Origin of the sequence: Paenibacillus xylanexedens (assembly GCF_007680605.1) — a bacterium.
GTDB lineage: Bacteria > Bacillota > Bacilli > Paenibacillales > Paenibacillaceae > Paenibacillus > Paenibacillus xylanexedens_B.
Genome location: NZ_VEIO01000001.1, coordinates 144,652 through 171,417, shown reverse-complemented (window position 1 = coordinate 171,417; position 26,766 = coordinate 144,652). Strand labels below are relative to the sequence as shown.

The 26,766-nt window shown below is 45.6% G+C and carries 38 protein-coding genes; 2 read left to right on the top strand and 36 right to left on the bottom strand.

The window, feature by feature from the left end; genetic code table 11:
• Window positions 1-27: 27 nt before the first annotated feature.
• The 26 genes from FS818_RS00935 to FS818_RS00810 form a co-directional block, all read right to left on the bottom strand.
• Window positions 28-624: an HD domain-containing protein gene (locus FS818_RS00935; RefSeq protein WP_145328784.1), complete on the bottom strand. Its 597-nt coding sequence runs from the start codon at window positions 622-624 to the stop codon at window positions 28-30.
• Between the two features lie 45 nt (window positions 625-669).
• Window positions 670-942, bottom strand: coding sequence for a hypothetical protein (locus tag FS818_RS00930; protein WP_145328782.1), 273 nt, complete (start codon window positions 940-942; stop codon window positions 670-672).
• Between the two features lie 15 nt (window positions 943-957).
• Window positions 958-1,722: an aminoglycoside adenylyltransferase domain-containing protein gene (locus FS818_RS00925; RefSeq protein ID WP_145328779.1), complete on the bottom strand. Its 765-nt coding sequence runs from the start codon at window positions 1,720-1,722 to the stop codon at window positions 958-960.
• A gap of 28 nt (window positions 1,723-1,750) precedes the next feature.
• A complete protein-coding gene (locus tag FS818_RS00920) occupies window positions 1,751-2,644 on the bottom strand; it encodes a PhzF family phenazine biosynthesis isomerase (protein WP_145328777.1) in 894 nt (297 codons plus the stop codon).
• Between the two features lie 18 nt (window positions 2,645-2,662).
• Window positions 2,663-3,307, bottom strand: a complete 645-nt coding sequence (locus FS818_RS00915) for a Type 1 glutamine amidotransferase-like domain-containing protein (protein WP_145328775.1) — start codon at window positions 3,305-3,307, stop codon at window positions 2,663-2,665.
• Between the two features lie 75 nt (window positions 3,308-3,382).
• Complete coding sequence (locus FS818_RS00910; protein ID WP_145328773.1) at window positions 3,383-3,955, bottom strand: histidine phosphatase family protein; 573 nt, start codon at window positions 3,953-3,955, stop codon at window positions 3,383-3,385.
• A gap of 11 nt (window positions 3,956-3,966) precedes the next feature.
• The gene (locus FS818_RS00905; protein ID WP_260989761.1) at window positions 3,967-4,470 is read right to left on the bottom strand and encodes an NUDIX hydrolase; all 504 of its coding nucleotides are present in this window, start codon (window positions 4,468-4,470) and stop codon (window positions 3,967-3,969) included.
• A 46-nt stretch (window positions 4,471-4,516) separates the two neighbouring features.
• Window positions 4,517-4,771, bottom strand: coding sequence for a DUF7660 family protein (locus FS818_RS00900; RefSeq protein WP_145328771.1), 255 nt, complete (start codon window positions 4,769-4,771; stop codon window positions 4,517-4,519).
• A 29-nt stretch (window positions 4,772-4,800) separates the two neighbouring features.
• Window positions 4,801-5,313 (bottom strand): hypothetical protein, encoded by a 513-nt coding sequence (locus FS818_RS00895; RefSeq protein WP_145328769.1) that lies wholly within the window; start codon window positions 5,311-5,313, stop codon window positions 4,801-4,803.
• A 238-nt stretch (window positions 5,314-5,551) separates the two neighbouring features.
• On the bottom strand, window positions 5,552-5,902 hold the full coding sequence (locus FS818_RS00890) for an immunity protein Imm33 domain-containing protein (RefSeq protein WP_397351704.1): 351 nt from the start codon (window positions 5,900-5,902) through the stop codon (window positions 5,552-5,554).
• A 20-nt stretch (window positions 5,903-5,922) separates the two neighbouring features.
• Window positions 5,923-6,321 carry a hypothetical protein gene (locus FS818_RS00885; RefSeq protein ID WP_145328765.1) on the bottom strand — a complete coding sequence of 133 codons (399 nt, stop codon included), beginning with the start codon at window positions 6,319-6,321 and terminating at the stop codon, window positions 5,923-5,925.
• Window positions 6,322-6,336: 15 nt separating this feature from the next.
• On the bottom strand, window positions 6,337-6,747 hold the full coding sequence (locus FS818_RS00880) for a hypothetical protein (RefSeq protein WP_145328763.1): 411 nt from the start codon (window positions 6,745-6,747) through the stop codon (window positions 6,337-6,339).
• Window positions 6,744-7,181, bottom strand: a complete 438-nt coding sequence (locus FS818_RS00875; protein ID WP_260989858.1) for a LytTR family DNA-binding domain-containing protein — start codon at window positions 7,179-7,181, stop codon at window positions 6,744-6,746. The genes FS818_RS00880 and FS818_RS00875 overlap by 4 nt, the downstream gene beginning before the upstream one ends.
• Window positions 7,182-7,338: 157 nt before the next feature.
• Entirely contained in the window at window positions 7,339-7,848 is a 510-nt protein-coding gene (locus FS818_RS00870) for a hypothetical protein (RefSeq protein WP_145328759.1), read from the bottom strand.
• Between the two features lie 72 nt (window positions 7,849-7,920).
• Window positions 7,921-8,403 carry a GNAT family N-acetyltransferase gene (locus tag FS818_RS00865; protein ID WP_145328757.1) on the bottom strand — a complete coding sequence of 161 codons (483 nt, stop codon included), beginning with the start codon at window positions 8,401-8,403 and terminating at the stop codon, window positions 7,921-7,923.
• A gap of 255 nt (window positions 8,404-8,658) precedes the next feature.
• The gene (locus FS818_RS00860; RefSeq protein WP_145328754.1) at window positions 8,659-9,282 is read right to left on the bottom strand and encodes a hypothetical protein; all 624 of its coding nucleotides are present in this window, start codon (window positions 9,280-9,282) and stop codon (window positions 8,659-8,661) included.
• A gap of 35 nt (window positions 9,283-9,317) precedes the next feature.
• Window positions 9,318-9,782, bottom strand: coding sequence for an NUDIX domain-containing protein (locus FS818_RS00855; protein ID WP_145328751.1), 465 nt, complete (start codon window positions 9,780-9,782; stop codon window positions 9,318-9,320).
• Between the two features lie 13 nt (window positions 9,783-9,795).
• Window positions 9,796-10,026, bottom strand: coding sequence for a hypothetical protein (locus tag FS818_RS00850; protein ID WP_145328749.1), 231 nt, complete (start codon window positions 10,024-10,026; stop codon window positions 9,796-9,798).
• 67 nt (window positions 10,027-10,093) lie between these two features.
• Window positions 10,094-10,582, bottom strand: a complete 489-nt coding sequence (locus FS818_RS00845; RefSeq protein ID WP_145328747.1) for a cysteine hydrolase family protein — start codon at window positions 10,580-10,582, stop codon at window positions 10,094-10,096.
• Between the two features lie 59 nt (window positions 10,583-10,641).
• A complete protein-coding gene (locus tag FS818_RS00840; RefSeq protein WP_145328745.1) occupies window positions 10,642-11,355 on the bottom strand; it encodes an AAA family ATPase in 714 nt (237 codons plus the stop codon).
• A 207-nt stretch (window positions 11,356-11,562) separates the two neighbouring features.
• Window positions 11,563-12,576 carry a bifunctional glycosyltransferase family 2/GtrA family protein gene (locus FS818_RS00835; protein ID WP_145328743.1) on the bottom strand — a complete coding sequence of 338 codons (1,014 nt, stop codon included), beginning with the start codon at window positions 12,574-12,576 and terminating at the stop codon, window positions 11,563-11,565.
• A gap of 1 nt (window position 12,577) precedes the next feature.
• Entirely contained in the window at window positions 12,578-13,600 is a 1,023-nt protein-coding gene (locus FS818_RS00830) for a phosphodiester glycosidase family protein (protein ID WP_145328742.1), read from the bottom strand.
• A gap of 174 nt (window positions 13,601-13,774) precedes the next feature.
• On the bottom strand, window positions 13,775-14,725 hold the full coding sequence (locus tag FS818_RS00825; RefSeq protein ID WP_145328741.1) for a radical SAM protein: 951 nt from the start codon (window positions 14,723-14,725) through the stop codon (window positions 13,775-13,777).
• Between the two features lie 161 nt (window positions 14,726-14,886).
• On the bottom strand, window positions 14,887-15,543 hold the full coding sequence (locus FS818_RS00820) for a pyridoxine/pyridoxamine 5'-phosphate oxidase (protein ID WP_145328739.1): 657 nt from the start codon (window positions 15,541-15,543) through the stop codon (window positions 14,887-14,889).
• A gap of 48 nt (window positions 15,544-15,591) precedes the next feature.
• Window positions 15,592-16,209, bottom strand: coding sequence for a histidine phosphatase family protein (locus tag FS818_RS00815; protein WP_145328737.1), 618 nt, complete (start codon window positions 16,207-16,209; stop codon window positions 15,592-15,594).
• 32 nt (window positions 16,210-16,241) lie between these two features.
• Window positions 16,242-16,763 (bottom strand): DUF2569 domain-containing protein, encoded by a 522-nt coding sequence (locus tag FS818_RS00810; RefSeq protein ID WP_145328735.1) that lies wholly within the window; start codon window positions 16,761-16,763, stop codon window positions 16,242-16,244.
• A 308-nt stretch (window positions 16,764-17,071) separates the two neighbouring features.
• Between FS818_RS00810 and FS818_RS00805 the strand changes: the two genes are divergently transcribed.
• Window positions 17,072-18,016, top strand: coding sequence for a hypothetical protein (locus FS818_RS00805; protein ID WP_145328733.1), 945 nt, complete (start codon window positions 17,072-17,074; stop codon window positions 18,014-18,016).
• A gap of 47 nt (window positions 18,017-18,063) precedes the next feature.
• Here FS818_RS00805 and FS818_RS00800 read toward each other — a convergent pair whose 3' ends face one another.
• The 9 genes from FS818_RS00800 to FS818_RS00760 all read right to left on the bottom strand — a co-directional run bounded on the left by FS818_RS00800 (window position 18,064) and on the right by FS818_RS00760 (window position 24,728).
• Window positions 18,064-18,357 carry an RNA polymerase alpha subunit C-terminal domain-containing protein gene (locus FS818_RS00800; protein WP_145328731.1) on the bottom strand — a complete coding sequence of 98 codons (294 nt, stop codon included), beginning with the start codon at window positions 18,355-18,357 and terminating at the stop codon, window positions 18,064-18,066.
• A gap of 42 nt (window positions 18,358-18,399) precedes the next feature.
• On the bottom strand, window positions 18,400-18,630 hold the full coding sequence (locus FS818_RS28645; protein ID WP_186375386.1) for a hypothetical protein: 231 nt from the start codon (window positions 18,628-18,630) through the stop codon (window positions 18,400-18,402).
• 12 nt (window positions 18,631-18,642) lie between these two features.
• Window positions 18,643-19,236: a DUF4304 domain-containing protein gene (locus tag FS818_RS00795; protein WP_186331496.1), complete on the bottom strand. Its 594-nt coding sequence runs from the start codon at window positions 19,234-19,236 to the stop codon at window positions 18,643-18,645.
• Window positions 19,237-19,252: 16 nt separating this feature from the next.
• Window positions 19,253-19,762 carry a DUF4275 family protein gene (locus tag FS818_RS00790; protein WP_145328727.1) on the bottom strand — a complete coding sequence of 170 codons (510 nt, stop codon included), beginning with the start codon at window positions 19,760-19,762 and terminating at the stop codon, window positions 19,253-19,255.
• Between the two features lie 123 nt (window positions 19,763-19,885).
• Window positions 19,886-20,425, bottom strand: a complete 540-nt coding sequence (locus FS818_RS00785; RefSeq protein ID WP_145328725.1) for an NUDIX hydrolase — start codon at window positions 20,423-20,425, stop codon at window positions 19,886-19,888.
• Between the two features lie 212 nt (window positions 20,426-20,637).
• Window positions 20,638-21,315, bottom strand: a complete 678-nt coding sequence (locus FS818_RS00780; protein ID WP_145328723.1) for an ABC transporter ATP-binding protein — start codon at window positions 21,313-21,315, stop codon at window positions 20,638-20,640.
• Complete coding sequence (locus FS818_RS29145) at window positions 21,312-22,598, bottom strand: ABC transporter permease (RefSeq protein WP_260989760.1); 1,287 nt, start codon at window positions 22,596-22,598, stop codon at window positions 21,312-21,314. Before FS818_RS29145 ends, FS818_RS00780 begins: the two co-directional genes overlap by 4 nt.
• A 67-nt stretch (window positions 22,599-22,665) precedes the next feature.
• A complete protein-coding gene (locus tag FS818_RS00765; protein WP_145328721.1) occupies window positions 22,666-24,054 on the bottom strand; it encodes a sensor histidine kinase in 1,389 nt (462 codons plus the stop codon).
• Window positions 24,051-24,728, bottom strand: a complete 678-nt coding sequence (locus FS818_RS00760) for a response regulator transcription factor (protein WP_145332702.1) — start codon at window positions 24,726-24,728, stop codon at window positions 24,051-24,053. The genes FS818_RS00765 and FS818_RS00760 overlap by 4 nt, the downstream gene beginning before the upstream one ends.
• 394 nt (window positions 24,729-25,122) lie before the next feature.
• Here FS818_RS00760 and FS818_RS00755 point away from each other — a divergent pair, with 394 nt between their 5' ends.
• Entirely contained in the window at window positions 25,123-26,106 is a 984-nt protein-coding gene (locus FS818_RS00755; RefSeq protein WP_145328719.1) for a cation diffusion facilitator family transporter, read from the top strand.
• A 171-nt stretch (window positions 26,107-26,277) separates the two neighbouring features.
• On the opposite strand, the gene FS818_RS00750 is transcribed toward FS818_RS00755, so the two are convergent.
• On the bottom strand, window positions 26,278-26,658 hold the full coding sequence (locus FS818_RS00750; protein ID WP_145328717.1) for a VOC family protein: 381 nt from the start codon (window positions 26,656-26,658) through the stop codon (window positions 26,278-26,280).
• Window positions 26,659-26,766: the final 108 nt, after the last annotated feature.

Here is a 26,766-nt window from a genome sequence, read left to right as displayed (position 1 = left end):
AATGTAGTAAAAACAGCCCCAGTTTACTTAGAAACCGGATTGTTTCAATATCCCCTGATCTACCGAATCTTGTACGATTTGTTGTGCATACTTCCACAGCGTTGCCGACCCGTCTGCAATTTCAGCATTACGATTTAATACCTGATCACTCGTAATGTTATATTTCTGCCATGTGTCACCTTCATTCTGATGATTATGAATGATCGGCTGCAACCGATCCATGGAAGAAGCAAACCTGGCCTCCGGTGTCTCTTTGGTCTCGAACTCCATCCACAGACTTAACAGTTCTTCGGCTTGGTCTTCTGGCAACATACCGAATAACCGATGTGCAGCCTTAAGCTCTCGTTCATGTTTATCTGTGTTTCCTTGGGTGTCATACGCAAAGGTATCACCGGCGTCAATTTCAACAAGGTCATGAACAAGTAACATCTTGATCACTTTAAGCATGTCGATTTCCTTGTTAGCATGACCATGCAATATTAACGCCATCATGGCTAGATGCCAAGAATGTTCCGCATCATTTTCGAGCCGCTCGCCATGGATAATTCTTGTTCTTCGTTCAATCGTTTTCAGCTTGTCTATTTCAATCAGAAACTGGATCTGTGACTCTAGTGTCTCATCCACGCTCTTACCCCCTTCAATTACTAACGCATACACTATGAAATGCTGTTACCTTCTGCCTTGCTCGACTTTCATTTTCAGGATTTTCCACGTCCAGGCACCATACCAGATGCCAGCGGCGGGAAACAGAACAAGTGCCGTCAGTAAGTTTACATAAAACTCACCATTCAGGGTTAAACTTTGTCCGCTCCATGACGTCATCACCAAGGTATACAGAAAAGCAAGTGGCAGACCCCAGCCCAAAACGCCACGCACCAGGATATGATGCCTTTTTCCTTGCTGTAATTGTTTCTCCCATTTGATCCGTTGTGACTCTTTCATATGTCATGTTCTCCTTTAAGCCTGCATAGCTTCATGAATTTGTTTGAGCATATATTCGGCATAATCTCTTAAACGTGCATGTTCCACATTGACCGATTCACGTTCCCCGTTGTACTTAGCCAAACATTGCGAGATAAGTTCCCGATGTTCAGGCAATGCTTCTGCCACCGCACGCTCTCCAGCCTCTCGCTTGGAGTAAATCACTGATTCCTGAATATACAACAGCACGCGCGACAAACTTAATACGTAATAGACCGGATTATCCACGATTTCTTCCAACGCTGAATCTGCATCGGAGGCGATCGAATGGATGACATACTCGCGGTTCGCCGGTTGGAATAATTCCTTGATCGGCTTGCCATACAGCACAATACCTCGATCATAGATCACCGCCATATGTGCAACAACATCCGAGTCTTCATGACCACCGCAGAGATATTCAGGATCACTTCTATACTTTTCACGATGATAAGCAGAATAATGAAACTCAAAAGGCGTAGGGTATTGACCACGTGTTACAGCTGACTCTAGTACAATACTAATCTCAAACCCTTTCGGAATATGCATTTCATCTTCTATTCGTATCAGTTGGTCGGCAATTCTGCGATAGGTCTCGGAAGAGCGTTTCTCTCTGCATACAACTAAAATATCGATATCACTCTGCAGCGGATGGAAACATCCCATCGCCATGGAGCCATGCAAATACACGCCTGTTAACGCGTCGGCTAACTCTTCCTTTAATATATCGATTAGCCTGCTCAATACGGCCTTTTCGTCCATATTGACTTTCTCTCCTTCTGTCATCAACTCAACTGTCGATCTCCACATTCATCTTCCGTACATAAACAGCCGTTCCTCTAATTCGGACATCCATTCCCTCTTGCTCCCGACGTATGCTCACCTGAACCTTACCATCTCTATCCATCTCATGCCCTTGCTCTACTGTAAAATCAACCTCGTGAATCTCCTGATTCACATATGTCAAAACATAGGCACCCATCACCCCTGATGCGGTACCTGTGACAGGGTCTTCTGTTGTGCCTGAATATGGCGAAGAAAAATGCCTTGCATGTATGAGAGCATCATCATCGCGAGTTTCGAAGCAGAAGGGATGTAAGGATGACTTGGGATTTTCAGATAAAATGTCCGGGAACTGAGAAGAATCCGGTTTCATTTTAACAAATGCATCTAAACGACGAATCGGAATTAATAACGTCCACGTGCCTGTACTTCCATATACGATGGGCATGGTCATATCCAAATCATCCGTTGTCAGATGAATAGACCTAGCAAGCTTTTCTACATCGCCTTGAAAGGGAACAAAACGTGGCTGGTCCTGCTTCATCTCCATCAACCAAGTGTCATCTTGTTGCTCAAACTGGATTGGTAATATACCTACGTTCGTTTCAATCGTGATAGAGTCTTTTCCTTGTAGTAAATGATGTGTCTTAAGTCCATACATCGCCGCCATCGTCGCATGACCACACAGATTAATCTCGTGACCCGGAGTAAAATAACGCAACCGGACATCGGCCGTTTCAGACTTCAATACAAATACCGTCTCATTAAAACCGACAGCTTGAGCAATCTGCTGCATTATAGTTTCACTCAGATGATCTGCTTCAAAAACAACGCCCGCCGGGTTGCCCTTGCCTGGAATGCTTGAAAAGGCTTCATAGTGGTACACTTGGATAGCACGCATCTACTCTTCATCCTCTCTTTACAGAGCAGGAGTTGCCCCGCCGTATAATTCAAGTGATTCATTTGCAACAACAACAGCCCCGCCATCCGGACACGCATATACTTTGGTTTGATGATTTTGAGCGTATTCTCTGAATGATTGCATCATCTCTTCCGAACGATTCCAATGAGGTGCAAACTCGAAATCTACAAGAGCAAGAGCTTGAAGATCAGTCAAACCGAGATGATTCTCGTCTGCATCCTCACCGTATCCAGCTATTCGAATCGTAGGTGTCATCAGAATACTGCCCGCGCTAACCCCAATCAAAATCCCACCGTCACTGACATAAGAACGTAGCTGTTCAAACCTATTTCGTTGCTGTAGCAAACTTAGAAAATAAAACGTATTCCCGCCAGATAAATGAATCGCATCACTTCGGAAAAGAGAGTCCAGCATGCTTTCCTCATACTCGGTATCCGGATCATAATACTGCACATCTTCCATCCCAAACTGGCGATAAAAACGCCGAGTGTGCTCGACATAAATTCGCTGTGGGTCGGAACAGGAAGGGATGTAACCGATTGAGGGCTTTTTGTGCTGAAACAAGCTTCGAATTCTCTCATTCAGTTCATCACTAGGCTCAAAATACAGATCGCTAAGCAAAACCAGTTTACGCTGTGTCATTAGATTAACCCCCTCTTGTATTAGGACGTGTCTTAGATTACTGCCGCCTTATGTAACGCATTTCTCCTTCTCAAGCTAAACATCGCGGACTGTGTAGTACCCTGCTTCTCCCAGAAAATCATCTCTGGTTAGATCATGCTCACCTAACAACATTCTGTAATTCGTGATCGTACCATCATGTGACACGATGAACGTATGACCCGTCTGTTTCCTGCACCATGCCAAAAATTGCTCTGCTAATCGTGTGAACTGTTGTGTACTCATTTGATTTATGCTTTCTTCCCAGGCTTCTACTCCGACATCTATGCAATGCTTATCTGGATATAATACGCTGAGTTCTGCCCTAGAATAGATCTGATCGCAGCCTAAAGGAGTAAACTTCGCATCTTGAGGATACATTCTTGGACCAACCAAGGGGCTTATTACCACACTACCACGCTCTCTCGGTGTTAATAATGCTGCCGTTTCAAGGGTGCGTTTCGTTGGACTTACCACAATAGTATCATTAGGCATGATGTTGATGTTTTTACGTAAGGCTACGATCTGTTTCTTTCCCTGTTCCGTCAACCCCGGGTGTAACCGGTTAAGCTCCTTCGGATAATTCAACAAATGCTCCGCGTGACCATGACGAATAAATGTAATATCCACTCGCTACCCCTCTATTTCTGAATGAAGTGTCTGATGCTGCTCGCATCACGAAGATTAACGAGTTCTTTTCGCAAAAAAACAGGGTAAAGCTCCATCTGCTCTGTCTCTTGGATCGGAAACCAGCGAAACGTTAATTCGCCATCTCTCTCCAAACCATTAAACTGTGGCTCATTATAAAAGGAATGACCTTCGGGCAAAGAGATCACATAGTAAAATCCAATTTCATGCATCTCCTTGTCATCGTACTTATAAAAGTCTTCGCAAACAAATGCCAGCCTCTCAACCTGAATAGAAACGCCAAGCTCCTCCATCATCTCGCGTCGAATCGCATCCTCCGTTGATTCATTCATCTCCACCCGCCCACCAGGAAAGTTCCAGAAATCATCCTGCTTCGCCTGGTGTAAAAGAACTCTGTCCGTATCGATCACGATACCGGCAACACGAAAGTTAAATCGGCTGTTGTCTTGCATATACGATATGTTTCGGTTCACCGCATCTGTCATCGAACCGTTCATCCTTCAACAACCCCATTCTGAAATCCGCTCACAAACAACGGGACTCTTACTCATAAATTTTGCCCATGTACATCATCTGAGCACAACGCTTCCAAGGGTTATCTGGCTTCTCATAATGCACCAATCCCTTAATGGATTCCTGCCCCCAATCGGCTGACGCTTCCAAAAATGATTCTATCGAATCATGTTGCCATTCATCGGCACAGGTTTGCCGATCCTTACTTAAAGCACTTAGGAAAGCAACAAAAGTTGCTTCATCCTGCACCTCATTCACCAGTTCAAATAATGTCTTCTGCACCACGTTCTGTACCTTCTTTCATGTTGTACTTATCAATCGATGTCAGCAATGATCCATTTCGCAGCATCACCATCCGCTTTCTTTTTCCAAAACACCATGGTAGGGCTGGACTCGATGTTCCCTTCTTCCAACTCCGTAATGATCACAAAACCTTGATAGAGCTTTTTTTGTTCCGTAATCGTAATGTCACCCATGGAAATGATTTTGCGGACTGTATAACTCGGCATGCCAGAGATCGGAGATTCCGGCGCAAACAGGCTCATATACCCCTTTTCATCTTTCTCATATAAGTAACGCATACGTGCATTCATTAGTTTGACCATTTCCAGCTCATCACCGGAGTACTTGCTCTCATCCACATATTCTGGTGGGACAACTTCATCTTGTGGCGTAGAGACTGCCGGTTCATCTTCATCCACTGGTAATTCGTCATTCGTACTTAACGAGACATCTGGTTTCTGTGTATCCTCAGGCTCTGTTTTACTCTGACAAGCCGTTACAAATAACAACATAACACCGAGGATAAAAGCTAACTTACGGATCATTCCAGTTCACTCCCCGTTCGTTATCAACCCATGAATTCCTGTTGCTGTAAAAAATTTCTCCCAGGTACATCATAACCCATAATGTGGGATTTGCGAACGAACGAAATAAGTCAACTTCAAGACCATATCCCCTCCTGACAAAAAAACACGCTACCCTACATGAGTTATCCATGTAATAGGGTAGCGCCATAACGCGGCATTGTAATTTACAAATCATCTTGCCAAAACTCGATACAGCCTATCGATTAAGCAGGCCTTCATCAAACCACACATCTTCATAATCCTCGGCAATTAGGAACCTCCACCCTGGAGCAAGCCCGAGATATCGCTTAATCTTCTCATCCCATTCATCGATATGTGCAACATGCAGCGGGACAAAAAAATCATCGGCTACCGAATATTCCTCTGCCCAGATGTACCACCCCGTCGTATCGCCTTCTGGCTGAATTCGCATTCCGTGAATGGGTTCACGCTTCTCCTTCACGTTCCAAGCAATCCCTACCTTCAGATGGGGTTCGCTCGGAACATAGTCTGCATGGTATTTCTTACACAGTTGCTTCTGCACGTGTATAACGTTCTCCTGCTTCACAATCTCCCTCCCTCTTGGCATCAAACGCCGTAATACGCTTTGTATTCAGATAACCATTGATCTTTGGAAAAATCCACAAAGTCATAAGGCTCGCATTTCCTGAGATAAAGCAATTGCTTGTGCGCTTGTTCTCCGCCCTTTTTTTCCAAATATACGATTGTCTCTTCAATACCCGCACCGCAAAGCAACTGCACATCAATATAACTGCCTGCGTTTTGATTTTTTCGTTTGGCCAGCCAGATCAGCTCTGTATCCTCTACGTTCCCGATAGCAAACAACATGATGCACAGCAGTTTCAAAATCTCATGATCGTCTGCTTCCCGGTTCTCCATCTCTTGTTGCAGTAGCCTACGAATGGATTCCCGATGTTTCTTGTCAGGCTCCAGTCCGTACATTTGCAACAATTCATCTTCATTCATAGCCGTTCACCTTGATTACTTTAGAATGTCGTTCAATTCTTCCGCTTTTTTCCTGCTATCCATTCTAGCATAAAAATAAAATGCAATAACGTGCAACACGATAGATAGTAGCCACATTCCTGGTAACCAGGGTGCAATCAACTCAAACATCTCTCTGGAGAACAACCACATAATGAGCATGCCTCCGGCAATATTACATGTAGAAGAGATGACGATATTCCAGATCGGCTTTAACGTGAAATGGTTCCAAAGCGCGCTATACATCACCCCGAACAGCAACGCTGCAATGAGCGAAATGCCTGCCACATTCCACAGAAATGACATTTGGATCGGCTGATCGCGATAGAACATCGTCAGCAGTAGAATTAACCAGAGTGTAGTGACTGTAAATACTTGAAAAAATGAATTTTTAAGCTGTTGGATCATGATAATTTCCTCCTAAAGTTTTGGATATAGAACCGACTGACGGAGTAGCTGGAGCCATCGCTCAGATTAACCTGGATTCTGGCATGTTCGGCAGCTGAAAAGTTGCTAATATGTGTGGTGTTAATCATCGTCTGATTGTTGATTCGTACGAATGAAGTATCTTGAAAATCTTTTTCCACATATTTTAGACGTTGGTTAAGCAAATATCTCTCTCCTGTGACGACACGCACCCCGCACATGCGGTCTTCCGATTCAATGGCAATGACGCTGCTAAGTCTAATCCTCACCTGACGATTGTTTTTCGCCTGGATCACGATCAGTTCCGTCTCGGATTGACCAATCGCTTCCCGAATACGATCCCACTTTGACTTCTCTGCAGGATGAGTTACTATTTTGGCCTCGTTAGGCTGCATCTCCTGATTTTCCTCAAACATAACTTTCACACGTTGCCCTCCTCTCACCACTCATATTACCTATCTGAAAAGACACTTCCCACTAATTTGCGTTTTGTTGCATGAACCCGTAGTTGTGTTGCATTAAAAACAAAAAAACTACTCTTCAGAGTAGTTATACGATCTTTGGCTCGTTTTTCTATGCCTCTGCCTTAACCTCTAAAACCAAGTCCTGATGCTGCCGTACCCACTCGTTCATCGTAATAATGGCTTCCTGCGCTTCCTGCTGATATGTCGCGTATAACAGTCCCGTCTTTTGAAGTAACTGAGGGTTATGTTCCAAATCGGTTGGCGATACTTCGTGCCACGTTTCTCCGGATTTTTTGGCATCCGTTATAAGAGCTTCAATATTATCCAGTACATCCACCATCTCATTCAAATCAAAAAGTTTCATGCCTTTCCTGATCCCGCTCCAGCTACGCAAATCGATAATATTATATGCCGAGAACCAATAAAACTCTGTCAGACTTTTAGTGTGATTGTGAAACGAGTAAAACAGGTACAGCGCTTGTTGCCCTTCGTTTAGCCGCAGGTATACCTTTCTTTTGGCATCCATACTCTGTCCGCGGACGGAGACCAGCATCGGTTCGATACAAAGCCAGCTTAGTTTTGGGGAATTTAAATCTTCTTGTCTGATTTCAGCCTTCATTACAAGCTCCTCTCTGTTCAATTACTTGTATGTGGTTCGAGCTTCATGTTGATGTCCGCTTATGTTACCACCTTACCTCATACTGTAATGCAAAATATGCTGAAGACCATGACTGCCCATTCGGGTCAATCCAAGGTCAAGAAAACCAGATTTTACATACAACTGATACGCAGCCTTATTCGCCTCATTCACAGCCAGAATAATTTCGTCGACTTCTGGGTGAAACTCACGTACCCAAGCTGGCAATTGCTTCATGGCCTCCAGTGCGTATCCTTTCCCCTGAAATTGCTCCGAGATCGACAGCGCACGAATGAGAATTTTGCGATCCGATTCCGCTGGCTCCACGTATTCTGAACCTTTATGTAAAACAAAGAACCCTACAGGCACAGCCTGATGTAAAATAACAACCGGATCTTTGTCCGGATTCATCATAGCCTCTTCGATCACCTCGGCAGGCAATGCCGTGAAGTGAGCTTGTTCATTTTTCAGCGTAAACCGGGTTAGATCCTGATGATATCGTTCTTCATAATGCACCAAACGAATAACTTGTCCCATCCTGTTTACCCACTTCCAGTCTAAGAATCTATATAATTTGAATTGAAAATTGTTACACAGTCCACTCCGAGTGACAGAATAAACCTCCAATCGCTGTTATCCCCAGATTCTCTGAATTCCCTTTTTCGTAGGGGAAAATCCGGTGATAAGCATATGCTTCCGATGTAGCTTTCTTGCAGAAAGCTTTTAGGCGACCGCTTCGCTTTTTCAGTTTTTTTCTGTCCTCTCCGTTAAAGTGTAAATGAATAGTTCAACTTATAGATGCTCATATACATGCCATTCTTTGAATCTTGTTTTCAAATCCAGGGCGGTCTTTTTAATAAAAGACGATATAGAGTCCATCGTTACTATATGTAAATCATCCACAGGCTCGTTATCCCCATTGATGAAAAAATCCAGCTTTTCTCCCCTATACTTGTACACCTCCTGTGCTGTCAGACCGCCAAACTCATATGCCTTTGCTGTGATCAGCTGATCTAACCATGCCGGAGCACCGACATATTCTCGCAGGATTCTGAACTCCAGCTTTTTCACATCATGGGTGTACACACTTCGTCCGTTCGGGTCAGCTTCGTATGGTGGATAAATCTGATATGTCCACTCTCGATCCGTATAAATATGAGCAACGTAACCGCATAGGTATTGCGCAAATTGACGGTCTTGCTGCATCCGTTGTCTGTTCGATTCGATCACCTGCTGAAAATCAACATCTGTAGGAAATTCATGTTCTACAGCCATTAGGTGAGTTTTTGCCTTTTCACTGCGTATGTTCGTTCTCACATGAATGGAATCCGGTGCTAAACTCCCCAGTAATAGAGACGGAGATGGGTGCGAATTGATTTCGGCTGCTACTGCAAAATGAACCATTGGCCAAGGCAATTTAAGCCCTCCTTTTATTCAGAGATGTTATGATTTCAATGACGAAGCAGCGTGGCTTCACCTTGCATCAGGTCGATAAATACAGGTTGCTGAACCTTATTGATGGCTGACAAATCGATCTCATCCAACTGGTGAAACACAAGCTGCAGCGATTCTTTTTGTTCATCTTCAAATAAAAGTGTTTTATGATCCTCAGCGAGTTTTCCTTCCAACTCAGCAGTAACATGAAACAGAAACATGACAAAAACGACTTCATTCCCGTCAGGATACGTATAGTTCATTCTTTCACCCGTGTATATCGCAGCCAATTCGTAAGAGATCACCTCCAAGCCCGTTTCCTCTCTCACTTCCCTGATCATCGTCTCTTCGATCTGCTCACCGGCCTCCATACCGCCTCCGGGTAATCCCCAATCTCCGTAATCCGATCTTCGTTGAAGCAAAATTCTCCCCGCAAGGTCTCGAATTATAGCGCCGCCTGTTACGATAATACGTCTAGTCATTGTTCCTCCTCTTTCAAAGTTCTGTCCTCTTGACGTCTTTCCGCACAATTAAAGAAGCAACGAGCGCAACGGAACTTATAAGCGGTAACCAAACCATCCTGCCCGTAATCACAAGCACAGGTGCCAGCATCAGAATGACCCCGAAAAACACCATCAGACGCAGCTTTTTACTAATGCCTTTGACTGTCCAGATCAGCCCAATACAAGAAAGTACGATCAATAAACCAGTGTAGTATCCATCCATCCTGCTTTTCCCCCTTTGAGAATAAAACCAGCATCTTGATGAACAGTAAACTCCGTTATGACATCCGCTATCCGATCAAGTAATCTACCACCGGGTACGAGATCACATTACGGTCCCTATAGGCTGAAGTTACGGCATCTGAATATGTGCTAAGAATACCGTTCTGTAATAACACGGGTCTGAATCCACGCTCCATCGCACCATTGTATGTGAACAGGACACACTCTTCTGCGGCAAAACCGGACACGATGAGCAGTTCAACGCCCAGATCTTTAAGCGTCTGCTCAAGACTGGTCTGCCAGAATGCATTGGAACTCTCTTTTGTTACGATAATATCTTCCCCATCCACATCAATCTCGGGAATGACCTCATACTGCTCAGGTTCTGCTCCTTCCATGCCTTCCACATCCTGAATATGCACAACCACATGATCATTGGAGCGGAGCACATTCGCGACATGATTAATATATTCGCAGGCACGGTCTATAGCCTTCTGATCCATCTTTTGACGCACAATGCTCTCTTGCATATCCACAATTAACAATCCTGTTTTCATCCAATCTCTCCTTCTAATATCTAACGGCTTAATTCGTAGTTCTGTTTGTCGTTATCCAGTTAATCATCTCTAAACAATTCATGCAGCATTCGATCCCGGTTCTCCAGAAAACGGCGAGTGATCTGATAATGATCTGTATCCTCATACGTAACCTCGTGAATATGTCCGTCATCGAAACTTAAAATTTCGGCCCCAGGGTACCCGAGCAGAATGGGGGAATGGGTAGCAATGATAAATTGCGACGTACTCGACAAGTCATGAATAATTCGCAGCAACGAGAGCTGCCTAGCTGGAGACAACGCAGCCTCCGGCTCGTCAAGCAGATAAATCCCCTTTGAACTGAAACGGTTGAGGAACAAGTTAAGAAAAGACTCTCCGTGGGATTGCTCATGCAACGAACGTCCACCATAATATCGAAGCGATTCGGGCATCTGATCGACATGTGATGCAAATTGATAGAACGATTCCGATCGCAGGAAAAAACCGTTTGCCATTTTAGGCATCCAGGCCAGTCTTAGATAATCTCCCAGTGAGGACTCTGAAGCATGAGTTTCAAATACATTATTCCGCCCGCCTCCGGCGGTATTAAATTCACATTGATGAGCGATGCCTTCCAGCAATGTTGATTTTCCAGATCCATTTTCACCGACAAAAAACGTAACGTTATTGCTAAATGCTAGTCTCCCCATGGAATGAATCGAGGGGATACTAAAGGGATATTCCTCAGGTAGCTCAATCTTGTCTGACATTAATTCAACACTTCGAAGATACATGATCTACCTCCTGCCATAGGTTCATTCACGTTAACTCCTATGTCCATCGTACCCCATAATCCAATATTTTGGAAACTGCTTCAATTGAAAAAGAGCGAGCCCGTTGGCTCACTCTTTATGTTACTTTTCCAAGTGAATGAACACACTTGTTACCCAGCAGGACAACGCAGCCTGGAGCTAAACGGATGCGCGCGATCCTTAGGCTAATTAAAATACAAATCTTCGCTGTGCCCAATAGCTGAACACAAAGATTGAAATTTCCGTCAGAATTTTAGCTGCCAATAGCGGAATAATCAGTTGTTCATTATACAAATATAACAAACCGTAATTTAGTAGTAGCACAAGAACCACAAGCGAGAAATATTTCGGTAACGACTGCCCGATCTTGGAGCCCCTACCTGCGGAAAATACATATTTGCGATTCATGGTGTAGTTGAAGATGGAGCTACAGAGCCTTGCTGTTACGACGGACAAGAACAGATGGTGTGTGAAATACTGCATGATAAATAATAATCCAAAATCAATCAAAGCAGATAAGACAGAAGAAGTACTAAACATCAGAATGGGCATGTATATGCGGAACGAGTCTGCCAAAGGACGGAAATGGGATGACGCATTGTGATCCAGATAGACCGTATCAATGAATTCTTCTGTAATTTCATATCCTTCCTTATGTGCGGTTAACAGCATGTTCATCTCATACTCAAATCGTTCTCCGGGAATTTGGCATAGCCAGTCCAGCATTGCATATGGAAAACCACGAAGTCCTGTCTGTGTATCATACACCTTACTGCCTGTTGTCAGTGCAAATACAGTACGGGTAACACGGTTACCGAAACGGCTACGGGCAGGCACCTTCCCCGTAAAACGACGGCTGCCTAATACAATGCCAGGGCTTGTCTGCGTAAGCAGTGTCTCAAAGATACTGTGAATATCATGCGGCAGATGCTGCCCGTCACTATCTGCACATACGACTCCTCCTTGGGGGCCATGCTCCCTGATATGCTGAAAACCTGTCTTCAGCGCCCGGCCTTTGCCCCGATTGACCTCATGAGTCAGCACTGTACAACCATACGCCTCAGCTGTCTCGAAAATTCCACGGTATTCAGCCCCGCTACCATCATCCACGATGACAATCGGGCCAAGCTTAAATGTCTGCAACTGCATAACCAGATTCAATAAACGAACGTCCGGTTCATAGGATGGAATAAGGATCGTCATATTATTGTGCCTCCGTCAGATACAGAATGTCACTCACGCCACGCTCCTGATTACGTCCCAAAGGATTGTTCACGACCCTGCCCATAAAATACATGGTGGATGAACCGCCGCCGTCCAGGTTATACGCTTCGGTTGCTCCCAAGTCTTTCATCGTCTGGGCAAGCTCGGCAAGCGTCATGCCCCGGCTGTCATCCTGTCTCCCATCGACCACAACGAACACGTAATGGTTTGGAGCAACCATGCCGATCGCTGTTCGTGGATTCGTATCCTGAATGGAGCGGTTGCCAAAGTTATTGTCGATTTTCACACGACTGAAATCACTTGTAATTTCACCGTTTTGCACCAAAATCGGTCCAAAGGATAACGTATTCGTTGCCCCTTCTGCCAGCAGTTCAGCAGAGGAAATATCATTTTCGTTATAGGTTTTGATCGTCCCGTCACTGAACAGTGCTAACGCATCCCTAGTCGGGCTGTCACGGTACAATACGCCATTACGGATAATAACACCGTCATCACGGAACCCGTAGTAGTCACCGTTTATTGCAAAAATCGCATGGTTTGCTTCGGCAATCTCCGATGTGTCCTCCGTGATATTGGTGCCAAAGCTATTGTCCGCCAGCGCAGTTCGCAAACTGCTCGCGTCCTTCGCCTGTACATCGGCTACATAATACGTTATCTGATCCGATCCAGACCCTGTCTGCATTTTCTGAATCTGAATCTTTAGATCGTCACTGCTGTAATTCCAGTCATCCGATGTGGCATGTACATCCGTTGCAGTCGTAGTAGGATTTGTACCTGCGGTTCCCTCAGATGCAGCATCCACACTTGAACGAGTAACTGCCGTATTATCATCAGCCACAACCACCTGTACATGGCGGATTAAATATCGGTCAGCCAGGCTATACAGAATGCTGCCTATAACAATGACAGCCACAAGGGTAATGGTAAGCCACCTGCGTTTTTTTCGGGAAACAGGAATGCTATGTTGGTCTTTCCGGTTTGTTTTTTCAAAGAATTTGATCATGTATCGTTCACCTCTCCAGATTCATTTACGTTCTAATGCCATATTAGGACCGGTAACTTAAATGAATCTGAAACGAAAGGGGTAAGATGATCATAAGTTTATATTACAATTTAAAAAGGCCTCCCGTTTCCATTAAAGGAAAGTAGAAGACCTCAACGTTGAAGTTAGGTATGTCTATGCAAACAAAGCATCGTACGCTGGACAAGGCCGGTTTTCTAGAAAATCCGTTAGTGCGGCGGGCTGCTGCTTATAAATATCCTTCAATGACGTGCCACTGTAAATGTTACCAATCACCACCGGATGACAGAGCTCACAGATCAGGATATCCCCGTTACCATGCAAGTGTAATTGTTTCGTGCCATCTACACAGTTCGAGAAATATACACCTGGCTGTTCACGCAGATTCAATTGTTCGGCAAACCGATCCATACATGTGAAATAGAGCGTCATATCCGGTTTTTTATTTTCGATTAACGCCGTGACGGATTGAACCAGCGACTCTTTGGAAACAATCTGGCTCCAGTCGGTATGTGGCATCTTGATGCTGTTCTGAATCTCATGAATGCGTACACCCAAGTCATAGACCTTATCGCTGATCGACTGCATATTTTCCTGATTACCTTTGAACAGCAATGTTTCTAGCACCGTCTCCAGACCAAGCTCTGTGCATAAACGAATGTTATGCTCTAATCTCTCATACATGCGTGGATGAACACGATAGTAGGCAGCGTATGACTCCGCATCGGTGTAGTTGAAAGAAATATGGATGTTGGACAAGCCGGCGTCCCGTAACGCTATGATTCTTTCCTCTGTCAACAGACTGGCATTGGTGTTCAGCTGCGTATCAATGCCATGTGCCGCACAGTAAGTTACGATGTCCAAACAGTCTTGGTATTTCAGCGTCACCTCGCCGCCAGACAGGCGTACCCGCTTGAGATGTGGAAGCTCACGAATTATGCGGATGACCTCTGCGCCGCTGATGCACTCCCCATCATCTCGATTGTACGCGCAGCAGTAGTCGCATTTATAATTGCAATTCGAAGTCACCCCGACCTCTAGCCCTTCCAGTTCATAGACGCCCGGGTTCTCCAGTTCAAGTGCTTTGTATTTGTTTCTGATCGTCATAACTCTTCCCCCTACTTATCTTTCAACATTTCAGATCTACGTCCTGATAACCTGAAAATTATAGTGGAAGATATTCCGCAGGGGCTATGACATTATGTACGTTCAGGAAGGATTAGGCCTAAGAAATTATTCTTATATGTTGCCTCTATGAGCCTCTAAAATCAAGGCCACAGCCTATTCCTTTGCCACTGTTCGTCTTGCCGTGTATACTGAACACGAATATGTTTGCGATCTGTATCACCTTGCCAAAACTCCACTTCCTCTGCATGTACAGCGTATAAACGCCAATGAGGCGCGGCAAAATCAGGGTCCTCCCGGAGGCGTTTCTTCTGAACCTCAATGGAACGATTCAACTCTCCCTCCTCAATTAACTGCTGACTCTGACGCTCCGTCATGGCTACCACTCTCGCTCCAAATTTGCGCTTACGGAAGTCACTAGCTCCTGCTTCGTCTCCCTGATCCTGTGCAATCCCCCTGATCCGAATCTGTCTGCCTAATGCAGGCCAGTACAAGGTAAGTGCCACCTTAGGATTATCGTGCAACTGGTGGCCTTTTCGACTGTTCGAACTGGAGGCAAAATAAAACGTGTCCTCGATGATATTTTTTAAAATTAACACTCTCGCATCTGGATAACCCTGTTGATCAACGGTTGAAAGGGTCATAGCATGAGGTTCCTTTACGTTGTTTTCTATCGCCAGCTTCAGCCACTCCAAAAATAACTTTCCCGGCTGGTCAGGCAAATGTTCTAAATTCCAAGGTGGAAATGGTCCGGATAAAGACTTTAATTGATGCAGCAGTTCTTCCGCTTGGTTACTCATCATTCCCTACCTCCTTCTTATCATTTGGTACCTTAAAGTTGAGTTCATTTACGATGTTAAATGAGGAATCCTGTTCGTGTCCAACATGCTCCAGCCATCCTTTGTTTTCTCAATCGTATGAATACTCGTGTTATCGATGGGATAAAAACTGGACGTATTGCTCCATTCCTTGTTAGCAAGCACATAGTGAAGAATATTAATCACCCCACCGTGGGTCACCAGCAAAACGTTCGATTGGATTCGCTTCTCTTCGAGTTGAATACAAAGATTCTCGAATGCATTTCGTATTCTAGTATAAAAATGACTCGGAGTTTCTCCGCCCGGAAAAGCAGTATCCATCTTGAGCGTATTAAAATACACTCCAGGATACTTTTCATCCGCTTCCGCATGGAGCATCCCCGCCAATTCACCATTGTTCATCTCACGCCAGTCGGCTGTATAGATGCCTTGGATACCCAATGACTCTTCAATCGCGGTGCTTGTTTGCACAGCACGAGGGAGGTCGCTGCTTATCACCGTTTGAATATCATACTGCTCTGCATGTTCATACAGATACATTCCTAATGCTCTGGACTGAATAACACCTGCTTCAGTAAGTCCCCTTTGGCTCCAACCGCCCCGATAACCTTCTTCATCCGCACCATGTCGAACCAGAAAAATCTTCATTGCGTTCTTGTCACCTCTCACTGTCTCATTATTTAACGAACAAATGTGTTTTTCACACGTTCAGATTTCCCAAAATACGGAATCCAAATCGCACAAGCAATGACAGAACGTGCAATGTCCCGAATTGAGCTTCCATCTTCGAGTTCTCTTGCTATCGGAATTTGATAGAGCAGCAGATAATCTACAACTCCAACTGCGAGACTTAGACTGTAAAAAATAATCATCAGACGTGGAAGCATTGCTTTTTTCCGATAGAAAGCAACAATGACGTACACTGTAAATACCAGAAACATTAGGTTAAAAACAGTTTCAAAAATAATTACTGGAGCCCAAAGCGGGTGATACAAGCCTGAATCCTTAGCAGTAAGAACCTCCCATGTCTCTGTGTTTAATATGGTTAACATAGATTGGTTGATCTGTACCAGTAGCATAATTACTGTGAACCACAACCCAATCTGGATAAGGATCAGCCAGCCTCCGAGCCCAGACACACCAAGTGGGCGGTGTTCTCTCATGGATTCTTGAAATGGTTCTTGTATAGGTTCTTGCTGCATTTCTAACACTTCCTTCTCTCATGTTGTTATAACCGCGGCTATTCGATTCCATATGTATAGATGCGCTATAGATTCCCTTCCTATTTCTCGCTCGAAAGCGATCTATTCTCCCTATAAAAATTGACACAGCTTCCTTATTGTACTACAGGAGAGAAAAGAGGCATACCCATGATTTTCTCAGCTCCTTTTTCGGAATCGTTATACTTTCGCCATGTTCCGACCAGTCTGCGCATGTCATAATTCAACATAACAACAGCAGCCTGCGATGCTCCTTAGGATCGCTTATAATAATGAAGGAGGTTTTGGCTATGTCTGAACCAAAATTAACGTTACTGCCTTTTGCCGATATTTCCAGTTACACCGAGGGTTTCGACATCGTCTCCGTACAGTGGGGACACGATGGCCTTGCATATATACTACTTATTAATCAAATCCCTGAACGAAAACAAGGTATGTTTGTGCAAACCAAACTAAAGGAGCCCTATACGTACAAAGTGCTGATCGTATCGGATCAATATATCCAGGAAGTCGTCATCGGGGGACAACAATTTCACTATCATTACGTGCAGCCTTTACAAGAACATCTGCTGCTCGTTGGTGCGCGCTGTACCTATTACGGAAACAGTCAATATGATCTGAATGCCAAAGTATGTGATATGGAAGGCACAACGATTCGTGAATTTTTGCTAGGAGATGGGATTCAGAGTGTACAGGTGACGAAGCATGGAACGATCTGGACGAGTTACTTCGATGAAGGTATCTTTGGTAACTATGGCTGGGATCAGCCCGTTGGAGAGACTGGATTGCTAGCTTGGGACGCATACGGGAATGTACTCTATAAAAATAACAGCGCCGACATTGCCGACTGTTATGCACTCAATGTGGTGAACGAAGAAGAAGTCTGGTTCTACTATTATACTGAATTTACACTTGGCTGTATTTCGGGAGGATTCAAACCGGAGTCTACTCGAGTGAACTTCCTGAATCCGAATATATCAGGTTCCTCCGGTTTCTGTACGGATGGATATCACTTCCTGTTTGATGCCGGGTACGGGAAGCATGGAACATTTATTTTCAAGAAAATGCATAAGCCTGGCAGCCTCACCAAGGGGACGAAGTTCACTTTGCTGAACGAGAAAAAACGCCCCTTCCAACAGGCACGACAGGATTTCAGGCAGGATCGGCTGCTACTGAGTGAGGGGGACTTGCTGTATCAAGTAACGATGGAAGAACTGTTATCTGTTATAGAGTAGGTTCCAATGAGCTGAGGAATGAGGAAAACGATCAAAAAAGCTTAAGATCATGCCTTAAAAGACAATCCCTCTTCCTCCAGCGATTTACGCAGTATGGGCATCGACGAAGGCCCAATGCCGTGTAGTTTCAGAATCTCTTTTTCCGTATACTCGGCAAGTTTGGGTAATGTCATAATACCTTCCGCCTCAAGTGCACGTCTTACCGGAGCAGACAGGAGACTCATGAATCCCTCCTTTGGTTTCCGTTCCGCCTCACACTTGGGACAAGTCGAACAATCACTCTTTTTAACAAAAGTATGTCCCTTCTCACATGTTCTCCGAGTTCCTTTTGCGTTTGTCATATGGACTTTCCTCCTCTATAAGCTCTATCTCCATAAACCGTTTTAATTTGGAGAGAGTTTTCTCCAAAAACCTCTCTTTATTCCTAATCTGGTGATATAAAGCACCATGCCATCCGGGTCTTCCGGTTCAAGACCCTGTTCCGTATAGGACAGATAACTATTGAATTGCCCGGGCGCAGTACCTTTACTAACGATAGCACAACTAAACCAGAAATCCGTTAATTCCAGAGCCTCGACGATCTCCTCGCTATCCCCTTGTCTGTATTCAATCAAATTGGTTTTCTTTTACCTACCATACGCTGCAAAAATGGCTGCATACTTCTTATCGAAGATCGCCCAGCGATTTTCGGCTCCGTATTTAGCATGCAATTGTTGTAAATATTTCTGAGCAGTCGTCGTATCACCATTTTGCAGCAGGAAATGAAAGGTTTCTTCACTCAAATGCAGTGCGGTTATTTTCATATAATATTCCACAAGATCTCTGGCGCTGGTTAGGTTCTTCATATATTCCATAGCTTCTTCCAAATGGGACAACAATACTTTTGAGAAGGTAACCAGGTCAGTGTCAGGTGTCAACGAGTAGCGGTCTGGAGCAGACGGAACAATCTCTTCAATCCTGCAGATCCAATGAGCCTGCTCCTGCATCGTTTTACCGCCCGATATCCTAGACTGCAGCTCTGCCAGCTCCTTGGAATGAATCATGCAGTTAATATAGAAGCGAACGTGATTGGCTGTATTGGCCTGGGACTTCTGAATGTTGAATTCGTAAATAACGCTGTCAACGACCCTGCGAAAATTCAGAGCCTTTTTGGTATAACCGTGACGGGCAAACCAAGGTTTTACTTCATTTTTGATCATCTCTTTAAAAAGCTCCTGCAACGAAACTCCCTCCCTTCTATGCCTGTTCGATGTTATAAAAATACGGCCCGCACATCGATTCATGTGTATGCACATATGTCCATGTAAACGCCTTGTCAAAAATATAGATATCCTGCTGTTCATCAAAATCAGCTGCGACAACAGCGCTTGCGTTTTCATAGACCTGTACATAAGGTGAATGCTGATACATCACATATAAATCCCTTTTTTCCTCTGCATCAAAGGCCGCTCGCGCTACTTCCCCTTCTAAACAAGTTTGCTGTTCATAACTGAACATATGCCATTTGTACTGGCTGTAATGGATCGCTTCTTTTAAAACATCATCCAGGTTATGTGCGAACACCTCATCCCAACGCTGCATAATTTCCTCAGACTCCTCACAGAACTCGGTGACTTGTACTCCCTTGTCCGCAATCCTTTTCTCATACATATATTTGCGGTGCACCATTTCAATATATGAACGAGCCACATTCAGCTCATTTTTCGGCAACACATCCAGCATCCTATTAATCTCATCACGAACCATACGGAGCCCTCCTTATGTAGATGGCTTTAAATAAAACTTTTTATTGTCCAAGAGGATACATGTAAACGCGCACACAAGCGACCTCACTGGAATCAAACAGTCAAACAACACTCTTCATCTGAGTCAGCGTTTCCCCTCTTCTCGCAGCACGTAGGCCAGCTGGTACATCTCCGCTATATCCTGCCGCTTCTGCTCCCGGAAACGACGTACCGCTTCAGCGATTTCAACCACCTCAACGAATACCACCTGCTCCCCATCCTCGGGATTAAGCGGATCAGCGACCAATTCCACATCACCGTAACCAATGACTCTAATGAAATGCGGATGCGGAATGTGAGGTCGATACGGCTCCGCAGCACGGGAAGTGCAATAAAACTGTCCAAATAATCGATAGCTACGCAGCTCCGCGCCTAGTTCTTCCATCAGTTCGCGTTTCAAACCGTCCATATAAAGCTCTCCTGCTTCCAACGTTCCTCCTGGCAGTTCCCACAGTCCGTTATCCAGTTGAAACACAACACACCGTTCCCCGACAAACGGAATAATGCTTACATTACTCACCAGTGTCTCGTCTATATGCTCGCCCAGCCTAAACTCCGCCTCAATAATTCCCCAGTGGATCGACGTGCTCAGTGCCGGAAATTGTTCCGCATCTATTCCACTCATCTGTATCCAATCCTCTCCAATTTCATGTCCTGATGTTATGTAGTGACCTGATTCAAGTGCATATGCTATACTCTTCCAATTATAGTCGAAAACACAAAAAGAAGGCCACCTCCCTTGCAGGAGTTGTGACCCTCTTATCGCACTCAAATTTACTGTTTAGCTTTATTTCTCATCAACTTATTTTGTCGAAATAAATGTACATCCATAATCCTTTAACGCGCCACCAGCTTTCCCTTTTCCAAAAAAAGAACCCGGCTACAGAGCGGCAAAATCCGCTCATCATGCGTAACCATCACCGCGCTCTTGCCCTGCTCCTTCACGAGCCGTGCAATCGTGCCTACAATATCCAGCCCGCGCTCCGCATCCAGGCTGGCCGTCGGTTCATCCGCCAGTAGCACAGCCGGATCATTCATCAGCGCCCGCGCAATGGCAACGCGCTGGCGTTCCCCACCGGACAGCTTGTCGGTGTAGGCTTTGCGCCGGTGAGACAGGCCCACCGTCTCCAGCAACTCACCTGCACGGCGCTCGGCTTTGCTTTTGTCCATACCCGCAAGCTTCGCAACCACGAATAACTGTTCCTCCACCTTCAGGTACGGAATCAGATTCGCGCTTTGAAATATGAATCCGAGCTGGCGCAGCCGTACATCCGAGATGTCCGCTTTATTTTTGCCCATAATCGAAGTACCGTCCAGCAATACCTCCCCATCCGTGGGTTCGAGCAGTGCACCTGCAATAGACAAAAATGTACTCTTGCCTGAACCCGAAGGTCCCATCACCGCGACAAGTTCTCCTTCTGCCACCTGTAAATCAAGCTGATCCAGAATCGTGCGCGGACTGCCGCCGTCATCAAATGTCTGGGTAATCCCTTGTAATACCAGTCGGTTTCTCATGCTGCCGTCCTCCCAATCGCATCGAGTGCATCAATTTTAGTGACTTTCCACACCGAGAATAACGAACCCGCCATTGACATCAGGATAAATAATGCACAAGTTAACGCGAGCGTGGATAATCCCAATTGAAATGGCATGGATGCTGGAAGAACAGATTCGAACAGCCGTACAAGCAACACGCTAATCACCAGACTGCCCACGGACAACAGCAACACCTGCAAAGAAACGCTGCCTGCCAGATAACCGTTTCGGGTACCGATTGCTTTTAAAATGCCAAATTGACTGGTCTTCTGAATCGTAATGACGTAGAAAAATACTGCAAGCACAAATGCAGAGATGACGTACAGGAAAGCAATCATCATCAACAGTGAGCCCTGTTCCTCCTTGTAACCGGGGATAGCGGATACGGCCTCCGCTTTGGTGATGATCTCCGTCTGTGGCAATGCGGCGCTCAGCTTGCTTACCTGTTCATCCGTACCTTTGACCGCGATGGCATTGTAGACTGGTGTCCCCGATGAACCAGATGCAGGCGATGTACCGCTTGCCGTTGTATTGCTCGTTGCATCTTCATTGCCAATAGCACCCGTGTCCGCTTTAGCGCTCACGCTTTTTCCAGTGTCACGGCCAGCACTCGCTTCCATAGTTCCTGATCCCGATTTTGCTTCTATTTCACTTGTTGCAGATGCCGCCTGCACCGTACGTGATCCAGCTTGCAACGCAAGCCATTCCTGCTCATTCAGGAACACCACCGGTGCGTGACTGAACGATTCATTTTGCACAAAACCACTCACCGTCCACTCCATTCCGGAGGCTTGATCCACCAGAACCGTGCCGATCGTTACGCCGGATTTCGCCAGCTTCTGATCGACCACAACCTGTCCCGCAGACTTATCGTTGATCGCTTTGCCTTCGGTAACCGTAGGTGAAAGCCAGCTTCCCGGGTTCACCATAAATAGGGTGACATCGATCTTTTTGGTATCGTCCGCCGGACTAACCGTGGTCATTCGGACCCCAAGCGGCTCGGCGTTGGTCTGTCCAACGATAGCACGTGCCTTATCCAGCTCCTGCTGGCCCACCTGTGAACGAGTAAATCGATGATTCGAATCCTGTTCGAGTATAAAATGGTTTGCTGCCATATTTTTAATCGAAGCCGCGTTATCATACGACAGCCCCTGGGCAAGTCCGGTTACAAACAACACCAGAAACGAAACCAGCACCATGATGGTCGCAATCAAGGCGTATCGTCCTCTTGCAAATCTGATTTCTCGTATAGCCAAGTACATATGCTCTGACCTCCCTCTTGATAGCCCAAGTATAGGAGGTGAAAATGAACGGAAAATGAATAACATATTACATCTGCGGAAGCGTTACGGCAAAGAGCGTACCTTCAGCTGAACTGGACACCTCAATCGTGCCATGATGGAGACGAATAATTTTCTGTACAATCGCAAGGCCCAGGCCAGTCCCTCCAGATGAACGTTCACGCGCATGATCCGCCCGGTAGAAACGGTCAAACAGAAACGGCAGATGCTCGGCTGCGATTCCATCCCCAGTATCCTGGATATACACGACACACGCTTTATCCATTTGCTCTGCCCGAATCTCGATGCTACGGCCCTTGGGCAGATGCTGCACGGCATTACCAAGCAAGTTCATCCAAACCTGCATCAGTAACACTTCATTGCCCGTAAACTGTATGGATTCCGGTACAGACATGCGCAGGGATAACTCCTTCTCCTCCAATTGCCATTGCAACACTTGAACCGCTTGACGGAATTGGCCTTTCAGCGAGAAGGTCGTTTGGGTTCCGGTCATATCTTCATGACCTTGTTCCAAGGAAGACAGGAGTAACAATTGTTTACTGAGCAACGAGAGATGCCGGCTTTCTTTTTCAATAATGGATGCATAATGCGCCCGTTCTTGCTCTGGTAATTCACGGTCCGCGACCAACTGCGCAAATCCCTGAATAGAGGTTAACGGTGACTGGATCTCATGGGATACGTTCGACACAAACTGCTGCCGAGCCTGATCCACCCGTTCCAGTTCACGGCTCATCGTCATAAAATGCTGGGCAAGCTGCCCGATCTCGTCACGTCTTGCTGTATTTAATTTCAGATTATAATTGCCCTGGGCTATGCGTTTCGTCGCTTCCGACAGTCGTTCAATCGGATTGACCAGATAACGCGTACTGAACAGAAAGATCAGGACACTGATCCCCACCGTTAATGCCCCAATGAGCGCAAAGAAAATCCGCAGTTCTCCAAATTGCAAAATAACATCGGGACGCATGAACATAGCATAGCGCGCATCGCCCACCTGTAGCGGAACCCCCACCGTATTGCTTAATTGATTGTCAAAAAATCCGGTAATAAACGGTTGGCTCGGAAACTCGGCCACGCCATGATACACATCGCCGCCCAATACTAGGCGAATAGCCTGCCTGTCCAACTCTTTTTCGCGGAATTCACGGCCGTAAAACCGATCATCGCCCTGACCATCCGTGACATAAATCTCGTATCCTAATGCCGCTGCATTGTGAAGATATTGCTCTACCGTACCCGGCTCAGGCTGCTCTTCGGCAAACTTTTTCATGTCCATGGCGATACCGACCAGCTTCTCATCATTAAAGTCTTTGAGTTTAGCGTGATAGTAGATGTTGGAGAAAAAGAATCCGAGCAAACTACTGACGATAATCACCGCCACCGTAATGAGAAATATGCGAACGTATAATGATCTCAATGCGATTTCACCTCGATTTTGTATCCAATGCCCCGCACCGTCTGAATGACAAAATCATCGGTATAATCCGCAAAGCGGTCACGCAACCGCTTGATATGTACGTCGACCGTTCGGTCATCCCCTTCATAATCCGCACCCCAGATGAGCCGAATGAGTTCATCACGCGAGAACAGGCGCCCCGGAAACTGCGCAAGTTGAGACAGTAGCTCAAACTCCTTCATTGGCAAAAAAAGAATAGACTGCCCATCGCTCACTTCCACATTGTTGCGGTCAATCACGATCCGGTTCATGCGAATCATATCGCTGGAAGTTCGGTGATATCGGCGAAATAAAGCTTTGACCCGGTACACCAGTTCCTCAGGTTCAAACGGCTTGGTCACATACTCATCCGTGCCCCGCAAATATCCTTCTTTCTTATCTGCCAGCTGATCCCTTGCGGTCAGCAATATAATAGGAATGTCGTAATGCTGACGTATGTAATCACACAGTTCAAGTCCGTCCATGCCTGGCATCATGACATCGAGGATCGCGAGATCGATCGTTGTCTCCTGTATTATTTTGACCGCCTCCACTCCGTCCTGTGCTTCATGTACCCGGTATCCCTCCTTCGTCATGACATGGCGCAGCAGTGCTCGGATATTGGCATCATCGTCTGCCAGCAGCAGATGTTTCATCTCGTTGTCCGCCCTTCTATAGTGATCCTGCCCCGATGGTAGCACAAAAACGAAGCCATTAGCCAGCGCAGTTACCAGTACAGTCACCAGTATAGCTGTCTGAGTCAGGTGCATGTTTATATTTTCGCAAATCTGGTTGACACTACTGTATGACGGAATTATAATGAACACATAACATATGAGTGATTGCTCATATGTTCATATCAAGTAACCAAACGGCACTAGCATTGAAACATGTAACATAACTCTACTCAGGACAACAAGATATAAAGTGATGTTACAGCAACCTGCAACAGAACCCCGCGCATTAGAAACAAGCAACACGTAACTTGTATTACTCAACTGCAACAGGCAACTTACATAACGGAGCAAGGCTCCCAAGGAGAGGATTTCAATGTCAGGACAACAACACGGGCACAATCATGGACATGACCATGGACACAATCACGCGCACGGCACGAATAACAAAAAAGTACTGCTCTTTTCCTTCATTATCATTACCTTCTACATGATCGTAGAAGCCTTCGGGGGATTCATTACGAATAGTCTGGCACTCATCTCCGATGCAGGCCATATGCTCTCAGATTCCATTGCACTCGGGATTGCTTTACTGGCATTCACATTCGGGGAAAAAGCCGTCAATACGGGTAAAACCTACGGTTACAGACGTTTTGAGATTCTGGCAGCAACGTTAAACGGCGTTACGTTAATTGCTATTGCGCTCTACATTTTCTACGAGGCCATTGGCCGCTTTATCAATCCACCCGAAGTGGCTACTATGGGTATGCTGATCATCAGTACGGTCGGATTGCTTGTGAACATTCTCGTTGCATGGATTATGATGCGTGGCAGCGATACCGAGGGTAACCTGAACATGCGCGGTGCTTATCTCCACGTAATCAGTGACATGCTCGGCTCGATTGGTGCCATTGCTGCTGCCCTGCTCATGATGTTCTTCGGCTGGGGCTGGGCTGACCCGCTGGCGAGTGTCATTGTGGCGATACTCGTATTGCGTAGTGGGTATTATGTCACCAAGTCTTCTTTGCACATTCTCATGGAAGGTACACCTGCCAACGTGGATGTCAACGATCTGGTACAGACGATACAGCAGGTGGATGGCGTCAAAGGTGTACACGATGTTCATGTCTGGTCGATCACCAGCAACCTGAACGCACTGACCGCACATATTGTCGTAGACGGCACGATGGATGTATATGCGTCCGAAATTCTGGTGCAAAAAATCGAGCACCTGCTGGAGCACAAAGAGATCAAACATGTCACCTTGCAGGTTGAGTCGGAAAAGCATCTTCACGACACCTCCGTCCTCTGCACCGTAAAAGGTGACGCACCTGACGCACATGCGCATCACCATCATTAATTTTAGTGCAGGTTAGTGGATACTCGCTTTTATTTGGATAAGAAAGAACAGGACGATTCCCATTAAGGGATCGCCCTGTTTTTTTATTGCTGTTGCAACATTAGCATTATCGCACGTAGGCGCAGCTTTCGCACAGCATCAGTACAGCATTGGATCGGCATTGCATTGCGTTTATACCGTAATGAACTCCAGAAACTCCAGCCGGTTACCAAAGGGATCATTTGAATAAAAGCGTCGTACTCCCTCATCTGCTCTTGCTTCATCATCTACGACTTGGATACCGTGCATATCCAGGTGTTCACGCAGCTGCTCCAGGTTCTGAACATGAAAGGCGGGATGGGCTTTGGAAGCGGGTACAAAATCATGTTGCACACCGATATGAACCTGATGAACGCCGCACTGAAACCACACACCGCCGCGTTTCTGCAGCAATGCAGGCTTTGGAATCTCTGTCCAGCCCAAGATTTGATTGAAGAAATGTCTGGCTTCGTTCTCGCAACCTTCAGGAGCAGCCAGCTGCACATGATCAATGCCATTGAAATGAAAATGCATGTAATTCATCACTCCTTCGTTCAGTTTCACTTAATGAAACTAAGTTTCGTTTTATAATTCCATTTTATAGATAAAATGACAGTACGTCTAGGGTGTTTTTCGGCAAAT